This is a genomic window from Wolbachia endosymbiont of Cruorifilaria tuberocauda (assembly GCF_013365475.1).
In the GTDB taxonomy this organism is placed as follows: domain Bacteria; phylum Pseudomonadota; class Alphaproteobacteria; order Rickettsiales; family Anaplasmataceae; genus Wolbachia.
Map to the genome: position 1 here is coordinate 534,338 of NZ_CP046579.1, position 12,787 is coordinate 547,124.

Sequence of the window (12,787 nt, forward strand, 5' to 3'; positions counted from 1 at the left end):
TCAGTAATACTAGGTAATACTAATTAAAGACATAAATTGATTAATGCTATTAACTCAAATAGTAAGCTCTGATTCACACCAAGAAGATTTACTAGGAAATAGCATAAACCAGCTCTAACTATGGAGATAGCTTTCAGGTTATAATACTAATTTATCAGCCTACCTTAAATATACCTTAGCAGCATAGTACTGAACATTCTCCTTAAACCATTTAGCAAAAGGCAATTTACATTTTTACAATAATATTGTCCCAACTTTCCTTCCTGCACACATGTGCAGGTAGCCAAAGTGGCATTGTTTTCAAGAGCTATTTAGAAGGCCAGTACCTAAAGTATATATCACCAATTCCTACTTAACTTTTGTAGTAATATCTAAAATATTACTTATTCTTATGTAAACCTATGTTTGATCTATCTGATAAATCTACAAATTAACTCTTATTAGATAAATAAGCTTGCTTTCAGCTAGTAAATTATATCTTTCTCCTTTCCCCTAAAACTGAAATCCATATACTTAATTCTTGAAACTTTAAAATGAAATGCGATCTGAAATCAGGCAGTTACTTTACTATATAAAACCTAATCTACATTATTTCATTATAGCTTTTATTTCAGTTTTATTTTCTGCTCTAATGATTCTCCTTTTTGGTAGAGGGCTAAGCAGCATAATAGACTCTAGCGCAGAGAATAATTTTATCACCAAATTAGCAATGACTATGTTTATAATTCTGTCCATTTCTCTTACTGCATTTATTAGGTTGTATTTCATTGGAATTGGTAGTGAAAAAGTTATTGCGAGGATCAGGTATGACTTATATAGTAACATTACTGATTTACAACCAAGTTTTTTTGAAAACACAGGTGTGCAAGATATAATTTCGGCATTAATCACTGATACTTCTGTGCTTCAATCAATAATAAATAGTAGCTTACTTACTATATTACGAAATTTTGTATTACTAACTGGCAGTGTTGTTATGTTGTTATGTACAAATCTATACTTAACTACATATGCAGCTACAATAGTGCCAGTATTATTGATCATTATGACATCACTTGGGAAAAAGGTACGAGGTTATGCACGCCTTGCCCAGAGTAAGTTAAGCGAATTAGCATCATTTAGTGAAGAAAATTTCAGGTCTATAGTAACTATTAAATCATTTGTACTAGAAGAAAATGAGAAAATACGTTTTAAGAAACACTTGAACTCAGTATCTGAATCATACATAAGATTGGTTCTTTTACGTGCTATTTTGGTAACTTTGATTATTTTATGTGTAATAGGTTCATTAGTTATTTTGCTCTTTTTTGGTATCAAAGAAGTCTTAAACAGTAATATGACTATTGGAGAGCTATCTTCATTTGTGTTCTACTCAGCGCTTGCAGCAGGAGCTATAAATAATTTAAGTGATAATGTTAGTGATTTACAACGAGGCCTTGGGGTAGTGGAGCATTTATTTGAATTCAAAGGTATAAAAAGCTCTATAGTGGACACTAGCAATCCTATAAAAATTTCTAATGTTCAGAAAGAAATTGCATTTAACAATGTAACATTTTTCTATGAATCTCACCTTGATAAACCAGTATTAAGCAATGTATCCTTTTCCATAAAGGTAGGTCAGTCTATTTCAATCATAGGACCCTCTGGTAGTGGTAAAAGCACTATTTTAAAACTTTTGCTTCGCTTTCATGATCCAAGTAAAGGTAGCATTACTATTGATGGGTACAACATTAAGTCAATTGCACTAAGTAACCTCAGATTGTTATTTGGTTTAGTGCCGCAAGATCACATGATGTTTTCTTGCTCAATAATGGAAAATATACTATACGGTAAACCGGGTGCTAAGTATGAAGAAGTAAAACAAGCAGCCATTAGTGCTTATGCAATGGAATTTATTGATAAGCTACCTAATAAATTTGATACATTTGTAGGGAAAAGAGGACTAAAGCTTTCTGAAGGACAAAAACAACGTATTGTAATAGCGAGAGCCATGCTCAAAAATCCTCAGATTCTAATGTTAGATGAGGCAACTTCTGCCTTAGATTACAAAAGTGAGGACCTCGTGCAGAAGGCACTAAACAAATTAATGCAAAACAGAACGACGATAATGGTTACGCATAGGCTATCGTCCACACTAAAAACAGATAAGATAGTAGTAGTTAATCAGGGGAAAATAGAAGAAGTAGGAACTCATGACTCCCTGATGCGTAAAAAGGGACTATATGCAAAATTGGCGAAAATATAGCAAATATAGTTTTGATAGAATGAGGCTTAAATTAAAGTTAATATCCTAAAACTCAGAGTAAAATCATTTATATTTCTAGATATTTAGCTCATAGATATGTACTCATGCTATTAGTTTTAGCCCATAGTTTTTATCTATGTTAGAGTTATCATGATATACACCACAATCATCGTAGTGCACTGATTCTATTCACTAAAAAGTCATTTTAAAAATTTATACATATATAAGTGTTGCTTTAGTATAATATGCTTTATCTCCTTACATTTGAAGTATGTGAACACTACTTGAGTTTATCTATATAAGAATATAAGATATAAATAAATCTACCAGCTTGTAAGGATGACTTAAACACACCAAACTTGGCTCCTATGCTACAAAATTGCAATCATTTTGCCTGTGATAATTTAAAATAGGTGTCTTAAAATGATCTTGTGACTTGCTATCTAATTTTATAGCCATATATAGGATGTCTGTTCCATAACATAACATGGATAAACTTTATTATCAGATGTAAAGCATGATACCACATGATAAGTTTGGTAACAGAATATATAAAAACATTTCCTCAAGAATACAAAAGTTTTTCTACACACGTGCGGTTCGATTACTATGTTCTTAATTGCACATCTTTTAAGTTAGGTATTATTCTCCATCTTAGAGAGATTTTAACTGATATATCGAGCACTGCTGTAACCTCTCCTAGAGCAGTTCAGTATGATATAGTAATGTATAATGTGCCACATTTATGACTCTAGCAATACAGAAATCAAAGATGATGAAAGTAAGGAAACATGTAGAGGAATCAAAAATGAATAGTACCATGCTAAGACAATAACCAATATTTACTTAATACTTTAAGTAGAGTAAAAGATGAAAAAGAAAATGTAGATTATATGTTTTTACATATTCATTTGCTATCAGCAGTCTATTCAGTAAGAGTGAATCAATATATGCTTAGGTTATGAAGTTTCTGACTGTTATTAATTATGGAAAGAAAAGGAATATTTATTTCTTGCAATTTCTCTTTATGCTCACGAGATACATTATGAGAAGCTTTCAACTCATGCCACTTATTTACTATACTGTACATGATTTTAGCTTTTTGATTAATGAACATTTTTAAACGAATTTCCTCGCTAATCTCTAGAAAACTAGATGAGTTAAAGCAAAGTGGTATTATAAATATGGAGGTAGAGAATTTTATCTTAGAGCCACCAAGTAATAGAGCGCGTGGAGATATTTATACAAACGTTGCTATTGTGATTGCAAGATATGAAAGGAAAAACCCTATTGAGATTGCAGAAGTACTAGCAAAAGAATTTAAACTCTTTAATGAAGTTAAGAAAGTAGAGATAGCTCACCCTGGTTTTATCAATATGTACTTAAAAATAGAAGTATGGCACGGGATTGTTAAACAAATAAATGAGCAGAAAACAGAGTTTGGTACTCTAAACGTTGGAAATAACCAAGCCATTAATCTTGAATTTGTATCTGCAAATCCAACTGGTCCACTGCATATTGGTCATGCAAGAGGAGCAGTATTTGGTGACGTCTTAGCAAATTTGCTAGAAAAAGTCGGATATAAAATCACTAAGGAGTATTACATTAATGATGCTGGAGCACAGATAGATAATTTAATCCGATCAGTATATCTACGATATAGAGAAGCCCTAGGAGAGAAGATTAGTATTGAAAAAGGTTTATATCCAGGTGAATATTTAAAAGCAATAGGAGAAGGATTAAGCAAAAAATATGGCAAAGGTCTCTTAGAAAAGCAAGATTATCAAGTAATTAGAAATTATACCTTAAATTCTATTTTAAGACTCATAAAAGAAGATATGCGCTTACTTGGAGTAAGTCATGATGTCTTTACTTCAGAATATGAGTTACAAAAAAGTGGTAAAATTGAAGAGAGCATAAAGATATTATCTAATAAGGGTTTAGTATATGAGGGATATCTAGAAAAACCAAAAGGTAAGGAAAAAAAAAATTGGGCTTCTAGAAAAGAGATGTTGTTTTGCTCCACAAAGTTTGGTGATGATGTTGATCGTGCGTTAAAAAAAGAAGATGGAAGCTGGACTTATTTTGCATCAGATATTGCCTATCATTTTGATAAGATATCACGCGGTTTTAACAATATGGTAGTAGAGCTTGGCAGTGATCATGGTGGCTATATCAAAAGGCTCAAAGCAGTTGTATCCGCGTTAAGTGGCAACAAGGCAAAGATAGAGGTAAAGCTACATAATATTGTAAATTTCTTAGAAAATGGAAAACCTGTTAAAATGTCCAAAAGATCAGGAAATTTTCTGACAGCAAGGGATGTAGTTAAGAAAGTTGGCAGGGATATTACCCGTTTTACAATGCTAACGCAAAAAAACGACATGGTTCTTGATTTTGATTTTGCAAAAGTAAAGGAGCAATCAAAAAACAATCCTATTTTTTACGTGCAATATGCATACGCTCGTGCTCACTCATTAATGCGCAATGCTCCAAAAGAACTTCCAAACGCAAATCCCTCACTTTTGAAAAATGATGGAGAGCTATCACTTATAAAAATCTTGGCAAAATGGCCAAGTATAGTAGAAGTATCAGCAAAGCTTTATGAGCCACATAGAATTACTTTTTATTTACTTGAAGTTGCAGAAGCATTCCATGCTTTATGGGGATATGGGAAAAACGATTCGAATATGCGATTTATACTGAAAGATGATTTAGATCTGACTGCTGCAAGAATATTCCTTGTTCAAGCTTTAGCACACATCATTGCTTCCGGATTTTCTATTTTTAATATAGAGCCTCTGAAAGAGATGAAATAAACTAAAGAAATTTTATAAGTCTATCCGTAATTAAATTACAGTATCATAGAGCCCTTTTCTTTCTTACTGTTAACAATTATTTCTCCTACTGTAACTACTACTAAGATAAAACAGTAATGTACTTGCTTTGACAAAGAAATAGGCGATACAGTAGCTATGCTACCTGCTAGCAATAATTGAGAACCATAAGGCAAAATACCTTTTGTAGCACAAGCGAAAACGTCTAGTAAGTACGCACTACGGTATGGCGCAATATCATGTTTTTTTGCAAGCCTTTTTACAATACTACCACTTAGTAGAATAGCAATAGTATTATTAGCAACCAAAACAGTAAATATGGATGCTATTCCTGCTATCGCAAATTCAGCTTTAGTTTTTGTGATTCTACTTTCATCGATAAGTTTATACAATGCTTTTTGACCTTGTTTATACATTATATTACTTAACCCACTAATAAATAGTGCAAACAGTACTATCTCATTCACCTTCCTGAATCCCTTATATATGTCGTGAGAAAATTGAATGATTGAATAGTCAAAAAAAGTTACTCCTAGTACACCAGCAATAACTATGTTTACAGTTATTACTACTAGTGTAGTAACTTCAAATAGTACCATGACTATTAAAGAAATGTAAGGAATAACTTTTATTATTGAAAAACAATCTAAGCTTGATATAGTAACAATCTTTGTATTATCTGAAGTTACTACCAGATAGGCTAGTGTTATAATGCTAGCAATAAATGCTACTTTATAGTTTATTTGAAGTTTATCCTTTATTGTAGCATCCTGTGATGAAACAGATGCAATAGTGGTATCAGATATCATTGATAAGTTGTCACCAAATACTGCACCACCAACTACAGTTGCAGCTCCTATCTCAAGATCAAAAGCTCCACTTTTTGCTAAATTAACTGCGATTGGTACCATTAGCGCAACAACTCCCATGGATGTTCCGATTGCAGTTGAAATAAAAGCAGAGGTCAAAAATACTCCAGGCAACAATAACTTTGCTGGAAGAAAATTGAGAATCAAATTAGCAACAGTATCTGCACTACCAATTGATTGGCTAACAGAAGAGAACGCTCCAGAAAATAGGAAAATCAAACACATAGTAAGGGTATTTTTATCACCCATACCTTCAATGACAGTGTCAATGTTATGTTGAATTTTACCTGGTCTGCATGAGATGGCAAAAAATAGTGCTGGCAATAAGCAAACTACGGGAGAAATCTGATGAAGTGGATTATCAGTTCCAGTGAAGAAGAAGTAGGTTCCGCTTCCAAGATGTAAGACTAAAAAAATAAGTAAAGGAATAAAAGCAATCATTTTATTACAATTGAAAGTTCGAACTATAACTAATTAAATAATTTTAAGCAAGTCTGGTTTTACCAGATCTGTAGAGAGTTGATAGTAAAGTTTTAAGCTTCATGCTTAATATATTTAACTAATAATACAGAACATTCTATTGACAATAGAATCTTCCAGCGTCATGCTTGAATGCAAATCTTTACTTCATTAAGTAGAAGAATATGAGATCAAAAAAGCTTTTTGCGAGTAAATGAGCTAATTCATTGAGATGAGAAGCAGCTTATTTATGTTAAATTTAACAAGATTTTATAAAATCTTAATTTTAATGTCCGCTACCTATGTAGTATCATGCAGTTGATATTGGGTCAATATCGATAATTGATGTTCTACTAGAAGTTTTTATAAATAACAAAATGTCTCGAAGTACTAAAACTATACCGATAGAAGATGATAACGTTAGGCTAGATAAGTACATAAGAAGAATTTTCCCAGACCTAAAGCAGTCTATGATTGAAAAATCTTTAAGGAGAAGACTGATCAAGGTTGACAATTATAAAGCAAAGTCAAGTGATAGAGTATACTCTGGGCAGGTCATAACAATAAAGTACTTTAATTATATAAAAAGGACTAATTTCAATACTAAACATAACCAAGAGTTAGTAAATATACTGAAAGACAACATATTATATGAAGATGAATATATACTGGCTATAAACAAACCTGTGGGAGTAATTATTCAGGGTAGTGTAAAGACAAAAATTAGTATTAGTGATTTACTTGATCAAATCAGAGAAGGAGAAACATTAAAAATTGTACATAGGTTAGATAAAGATACAAGTGGAGTAATGATATTTGCGCGTAATACTAATGTTGCAAGGTTTCTTATGGAAGAATTTAAAGGACGAAGAATAAAAAAGATTTATTTAGCACTAACTTCTGGTATGCCTAGTATGGATAAAGGGACAATAGATCTTCCATTGGTAAAAAAGTATATTTCAGGCCAAGAAAAAATGGTTGTCGACAAAAATTCACCACAGAATGCTGTTACACACTTTTCAATTATAGCAAGACTAGGAAGGAATGTTGCTTATGTAAAATTACAACCAATTACTGGTAGGACTCATCAATTAAGAGCACATCTAGCTCATATAAATTGTCCTATTCTTGGTGATGGTAAATACGGTGGTAAAAGAGCTTTTGTTGATGGAGCAGTCAATAAAATTCACCTACATTCATATTCTTTGTCCTTAAAACTGCCAAGTAATAAAAAAATCACCATTACTGCCCTTTGCCCTGAACACTTTGAAAAGTCTATCAGAGCATTACATCATCCTTTTGAAGGATGAAAAAACATTTATCTAGATAGTGTAAAAGCAGAACATAGAAATATATAATGAATATAACACAAATCAAGCATAGGGAGGAAATGAATCCCGTCCCGTTATAAAACATCATTAACTCACCACAGTGAGTGGTTACTTGACTTGTAAACGTCAATACACAATTCATCAATATCTGGTTCTTTACTATTTTTTGCAAAATCTTCAGATTTTTTCACTAAATCACGTATTTCATTATCAATTACTTTACACCCTTCCTCTGAAACAATCTTACTATCTATCATATGTTTCCTTAAAGTGCTTATAGGATCGTAATTTTGTTTTATATTTTCAATTTTTTCTTTCGAGCGGTAAGTAGCAGGATCTGACATTGAATGGCCACGATATCGATACGTCTTCATTTCAAGCAAAATGGGCCCTTTACCGCTGCGTACATACTTAGCTGCTTCAGATGTTACCTCATAAACAGAAAAGCAATCCATTCCGTCAACTTGCTTTCCAGGAATACCAAAACTCTCTCCTCTTCTATATAGATCAGTCACTAAAGTCGATCTCTGCACAGAGGTCCCCATTGCATATCCGTTATTTTCTATAATATAAATTACAGGCAATTGCCACAAAGATGCCATATTAAAAGATTCATATACTTGTCCCTGGTTTGTAGCACCATCACCAAAATACGTAAACACTACGTTGTTTTCTTTCTTATACTTGTTAGCAAATGCTATTCCAGTACCAATCGGAACCTGTGCACCAACTATTCCATGTCCACCAAAGAATTTTTTTTCAATATCAAATATATGCATTGACCCACCCTTGCCTTTTGAGCATCCTGTTTTTTTGCCTGTCAGTTCTGCCATCACAATATTCGGATCAGAACCACATGCAAGCATTAAGCCGTGGTCTCTATAACTTGTAATAAAAGCATCTCCGGGCTTTGATGCAGCATGAGTTCCAGTCACAACTGCTTCTTGCCCTATTGATAAGTGACAAAACCCGCCTATTAATCCCATCCCATATAATTGCCCTGCCTTCTCCTCAAATTTACGTATTAGTAGCATTTTTCTATAGAACTCAATCACCTGGTCTTTAGTGAAACTTTCTGCTTTCATATCAATTTCTTTTTTATTAAACTTAGATGATATCAGAAATTTTAACATTTTATAATGGATTATTACCGATGGCTTGAGGCATTTCATGTTATTTCTGTCATTATGTGGATGGCAGGTATGCTTTACTTGCCTAGGCTTTATGTCTATCACACAACTGTAAAGCTAGGTTCAGAGAGTGACAGCTTACTTCAAATAATGGAGAAAAGACTACTTAAATGTATTGTAAATCCTGCAATGCTTTCTTCACTAGTTTTTGGTGTTACACTTATGATTATAAGAGAGTCTTACCATGAAGGATGGTTTCATGTGAAAGTGTTAGCACTACTCTTTATGTTTACTATTCATATATTACTCGCAAAACATAGAAAAAGTTTTGCAATGGGTTTAAACAAAAAAGCTCATGTTTATTTCCGTATCTTAAACGAGACAGTTACGATATTAATGATAATTATAATTATTACAGTTATCGTAAAACCTTTTCGGTGAAACTTCATTCAGAAATGGTATTCGAGAGTTTTATTGACACTTTTTAATGTTCGTAGTAAAATTTATATATGTTCAATGGTTCAGAGTAAAAGCTTATGAGTGGTGAAGCTCAAGGTCCAAATATTGCAGAGTGGCAAGCTCAACAACAGCATCAAGAATATCAAGGGGGAAGAGTGGTTTCGGTCTCGGTCACAGTGACTCTATCGCAACGATTATGGATGGAATAAAGTGGCTATTCAGCTTTCACGAAGGAGCAATTTCTTCCTATAGTAACGTATTTGAAGGCTTAGTGAGCGGTAGTAGCCTAGTAACATTGTTAGGGAAGCAAGGTAATATGTTTGGCATAAAATGTCTTGAAGGTCTTGCAGAATATTTTTCACATGAAGACAGAAGTTGTGATGATATGGCTTCAGAAGGAATAGATATGAGCTGTAGTGATAAAAACCTTCATCTAGATGATTACCCAAATTTTAACAATGAAATAGCTCATAACATTGATGGCTTACATGACATACATGATTTAGGTAATCACTATGATAGTTTTTTTTCGCCAAGTCATTCACCTCATGTTAGTAATGACTACGTGCATGAGCTTTGATACCTGGAAATTATAAAATAACACTTGAGGAGTAATATTTTCCTTCAACTTATCTCAATTAACTGAGTTCATTCTAGTGAAAAAGGTTTCAATTTTAGGGTCAACTGGAAGTATTGGAAAAAAAACTGTAGATCTTCTTTTAAAAGAAAGAGAGAAATATCAAGTAGAAGTACTTAGTACACATTCAAATTTTGCTCTACTAGCACACCAAGCAAGATCTCTGGGCGCAAAATATGTAGCTATTTCTGATAAGATGTTTTACATGAATTTAAAAGAAAGCTTACTTGGTACAGGTATTAAGGTAGAAGCTGGTACTGAAGGTTTAATAAATGTTGCTTCTTTACCCACTGATCTCTCAGTTGTTGCAATAACTGGCATTGCAGGTCTTGAGCCAGTTATGCATATAATAGAAAGTGGCACTAAAGTTATTGCACTAGCAAACAAAGAAAGTATTATTTGTGGTGGAAAATTACTATTTAAGAAAGCTAAAGAAAAAAATGTACAGATAATTCCTATTGACTCTGAACACAATGCAATTTTTCAAGTTCTGCAAAATGGAAATAAATACGTGGAAAAAATTATACTCACTGCTTCTGGTGGACCATTTTTAAATTATAGCTTTGAACAATTAAGAAATGTTATAGTAGACCAAGCACTAAGTCATCCTATTTGGAATATGGGAAAGAAGATTTCAATTGATAGTGCAACGATGATGAATAAAACCCTAGAAATAATAGAAGCACATAGCTTATTTAATATCAACCCTAATAAAGTTGAAGCAGTAGTGCACCCTGAATCGATAATACATGGAGTTGTAGTTTATCAAGATGGTTTCAATTTTGCTGTACTTGCAGAAGCTGATATGGCAGTTCCTATTTCATATGCTCTATCTTGGCCAGAAAGGTCAATTTCAGGCTATAAATTAGATTTAACCAAACAAAAAAAAATGACATTTCAAGAGCCTGATTACAAGCGTTTTCCTGCCCTAAAGCTTAGCATGGAAGTATTAAATTCCTCTCTGCCACACACAAATAGCATTGTGCTCAATGCTGCAAATGAAGTAGCTGTAAATGAGTTTTTGAGGTCACGTATCAGTTTTTTGGGGATAGTAAAAGTAGTAGAATTGACAATAGAAAATTTTAATAATTATATCAACATTAATTCACTTCCTGATATAATAGATATTGACCGTGAAAGCCGTATCCTTGCTAAAGGAATTATCTCATCTAAAACTATTACGCCATAGTTAGATTCAATGATCTAAAATATATTCTTTTGTCAAAGAAGAGTTAGCATTTTCAAATACTTCTTGAACGTTTCCAGATTCAATAACCTTACCATTGTGGAAGAAAATTACACTATCAGATAGCTTTTTAGCTTGCTTCATCGAATGAGTTACTATAATTATAGTAAATTTCAATTTCAATTCTTGTATAAGATTTTCAATTGCATTAGTTGCCATTGGATCAAGTGCAGAACATGGTTCATCCATTAGTAAAATGGTTGGTTTTACTGCAATTGCGCGTGCGATGCACAACCTTTGCTGTTGACCGCCAGATAGATCTAATGCACTATCCCGCAATCTATCTTTCAATTCTTTCCATAAACCAACCTTGATTAAACTATTTTCTACTATTTCATCTAATTTACCTTTATTCTTTACTGTACCTTGCAACTTAGGCCCATAGGCAACATTATCATATATTGACTTTGGAAAAGGATTTGGCTTTTGAAATACCATGCCGACTTTTGCTCTGAGCAGCACAACATCCATATCGCGTGAGTATATATTACCAAGTCCATCAATAATCAACTCACCAATAACTTTGCATCCAGGTACATAATCATTCATACGGTTAAAACAACGTAAGAATGTTGATTTACCACACCCAGATGGACCAATAAAAGTAGTAACTTTTCTTTTCCGAATATCAAGGCTTATATCAAACAGAACCTGCTTAGAGCCATACCACAGGTCCAAACTCTTAATGGAAGCACGTATATCGCTCATATTACACTCTGCATCGAATAGAGCCCTGGAGCTTCTCTCTTGTTTTCATATAGCCATATTGCCGCTCGCACAGCACCTTTAGCAAATGCTGTTCGATCAATTGCTTTATGATTTATTTCTATCCGTTCATCAGAATTAACAAACATTACACTATGATCTCCTATCACTCCACCTCCACGAGATACTGCGAAACCTATCTTACCTTTTCCTCTTACATTTGAACTATTAAGTAAATGTTGATTGAGTTGGAAGTCTCTTTTCGAAGCATTAGCAATTGCTCTTCCAAGTTCTATAGCTGTTCCAGATGGAGAATCTTTTTTAAACTTATGGTGCATTTCCCAAATTTCAGCGTCGTATTCACTATCTAAAAGACCAGCAGCTTTTTTTACCAATTTCAGTAATACATTAATTCCAACACTCATGTTTGCTGACCATAATATTGGAACTTCAGCAGCATACTCTCTTAAAGAGATATCTTCTGCTCCGGTTGTTCCACTAACTAGTGGTGTTTTAAATTTTACAGCTGCTTTAAGACATGCTAACATACATTCTTTATTCGTGAAATCTATTATAACATCAGATAACTCAAACACATCACTAATAGAACTTGTAACCTGGATTCCTAAAGTAGAGCTGTGACCTATGATTTGGCCAATATCTAAACCTATATATCTGCTGTTAAGTCTAGTAACAGCACCAACTATCTCTACTCTGGCATTTGTAATTAATTCGCTGAGTATCTTTTTCCCCATTCTTCCTAAGCAACCTATTACTCCAATTCTAATTTTCATAAAGTTTTCTATATTGAACATTTCTTTTGAATTTTGCTACTATCGAGCTACAGCTAGATCTCTAATAATTTAAAACTA

At 33.1% G+C, this 12,787-nt stretch carries 10 protein-coding genes; 6 read left to right on the top strand and 4 right to left on the bottom strand.

Annotation, left to right across the window (positions count from 1 at the left end; all coding sequences use genetic code 11):
• The first annotated feature begins 538 nt into the window (after positions 1 to 538).
• Both GOY13_RS02080 and argS read left to right on the top strand, forming a co-directional pair.
• On the top strand, positions 539 to 2,245 hold the full coding sequence (locus GOY13_RS02080; protein WP_175814172.1) for an ABC transporter ATP-binding protein: 1,707 nt from the start codon (positions 539 to 541) through the stop codon (positions 2,243 to 2,245).
• A gap of 1,109 nt (positions 2,246 to 3,354) precedes the next feature.
• Positions 3,355 to 5,061, top strand: a complete 1,707-nt coding sequence (gene argS, locus GOY13_RS02085; protein WP_175814173.1) for an arginine--tRNA ligase — start codon at positions 3,355 to 3,357, stop codon at positions 5,059 to 5,061.
• A gap of 35 nt (positions 5,062 to 5,096) precedes the next feature.
• Here argS and GOY13_RS02090 read toward each other — a convergent pair whose 3' ends face one another.
• A complete protein-coding gene (locus tag GOY13_RS02090) occupies positions 5,097 to 6,389 on the bottom strand; it encodes a Na+/H+ antiporter NhaC family protein (RefSeq protein ID WP_175814174.1) in 1,293 nt (430 codons plus the stop codon).
• Between the two features lie 395 nt (positions 6,390 to 6,784).
• Between GOY13_RS02090 and GOY13_RS02095 the strand changes: the two genes are divergently transcribed.
• Positions 6,785 to 7,717 carry an RluA family pseudouridine synthase gene (locus GOY13_RS02095; RefSeq protein WP_175814175.1) on the top strand — a complete coding sequence of 311 codons (933 nt, stop codon included), beginning with the start codon at positions 6,785 to 6,787 and terminating at the stop codon, positions 7,715 to 7,717.
• A 113-nt stretch (positions 7,718 to 7,830) separates the two neighbouring features.
• Here GOY13_RS02095 and pdhA read toward each other — a convergent pair whose 3' ends face one another.
• Positions 7,831 to 8,823, bottom strand: coding sequence for a pyruvate dehydrogenase (acetyl-transferring) E1 component subunit alpha (pdhA, locus tag GOY13_RS02100; RefSeq protein WP_175814429.1), 993 nt, complete (start codon positions 8,821 to 8,823; stop codon positions 7,831 to 7,833).
• 54 nt (positions 8,824 to 8,877) lie between these two features.
• Between pdhA and hemJ the strand changes: the two genes are divergently transcribed.
• From hemJ to dxr, 3 genes are all read left to right on the top strand, one after another.
• Entirely contained in the window at positions 8,878 to 9,309 is a 432-nt protein-coding gene (gene hemJ, locus GOY13_RS02105; RefSeq protein WP_175814176.1) for a protoporphyrinogen oxidase HemJ, read from the top strand.
• Positions 9,310 to 9,439: 130 nt separating this feature from the next.
• Positions 9,440 to 9,907 carry a hypothetical protein gene (locus GOY13_RS02110; protein ID WP_246214281.1) on the top strand — a complete coding sequence of 156 codons (468 nt, stop codon included), beginning with the start codon at positions 9,440 to 9,442 and terminating at the stop codon, positions 9,905 to 9,907.
• Positions 9,908 to 9,983: 76 nt separating this feature from the next.
• Complete coding sequence (gene dxr / locus GOY13_RS02115; protein WP_175814177.1) at positions 9,984 to 11,153, top strand: 1-deoxy-D-xylulose-5-phosphate reductoisomerase; 1,170 nt, start codon at positions 9,984 to 9,986, stop codon at positions 11,151 to 11,153.
• 6 nt (positions 11,154 to 11,159) lie between these two features.
• Here the strand turns inward: dxr and pstB are convergent, their stop codons facing one another.
• Together pstB and dapB are read right to left on the bottom strand one after the other, a co-directional pair.
• On the bottom strand, positions 11,160 to 11,918 hold the full coding sequence (pstB, locus tag GOY13_RS02120) for a phosphate ABC transporter ATP-binding protein PstB (protein WP_175814178.1): 759 nt from the start codon (positions 11,916 to 11,918) through the stop codon (positions 11,160 to 11,162).
• Positions 11,915 to 12,709 carry a 4-hydroxy-tetrahydrodipicolinate reductase gene (dapB, locus tag GOY13_RS02125; protein ID WP_175814179.1) on the bottom strand — a complete coding sequence of 265 codons (795 nt, stop codon included), beginning with the start codon at positions 12,707 to 12,709 and terminating at the stop codon, positions 11,915 to 11,917. Before dapB ends, pstB begins: the two co-directional genes overlap by 4 nt.
• Positions 12,710 to 12,787 lie beyond the last annotated feature (78 nt).

Bases quoted from the DNA above. Each gene is read 5' to 3' on its own strand.
- GOY13_RS02095 (WP_175814175.1), top strand. From the start codon at position 6,785: ATGTCTCGAAGTACTAAAACTATACCGATAGAAGATGATAACGTTAGG.
- GOY13_RS02090 (WP_175814174.1), bottom strand. From the start codon at position 6,389: ATGATTGCTTTTATTCCTTTACTTATTTTTTTAGTCTTACATCTTGGA.
- pstB (WP_175814178.1), bottom strand. From the start codon at position 11,918: ATGAGCGATATACGTGCTTCCATTAAGAGTTTGGACCTGTGGTATGGC.
- pdhA (WP_175814429.1), bottom strand. From the start codon at position 8,823: ATGAAAGCAGAAAGTTTCACTAAAGACCAGGTGATTGAGTTCTATAGA.
- dapB (WP_175814179.1), bottom strand. From the start codon at position 12,709: ATGAAAATTAGAATTGGAGTAATAGGTTGCTTAGGAAGAATGGGGAAA.
- GOY13_RS02080 (WP_175814172.1), top strand. From the start codon at position 539: ATGCGATCTGAAATCAGGCAGTTACTTTACTATATAAAACCTAATCTA.
- hemJ (WP_175814176.1), top strand. From the start codon at position 8,878: ATGGATTATTACCGATGGCTTGAGGCATTTCATGTTATTTCTGTCATT.
- argS (WP_175814173.1), top strand. From the start codon at position 3,355: ATGAACATTTTTAAACGAATTTCCTCGCTAATCTCTAGAAAACTAGAT.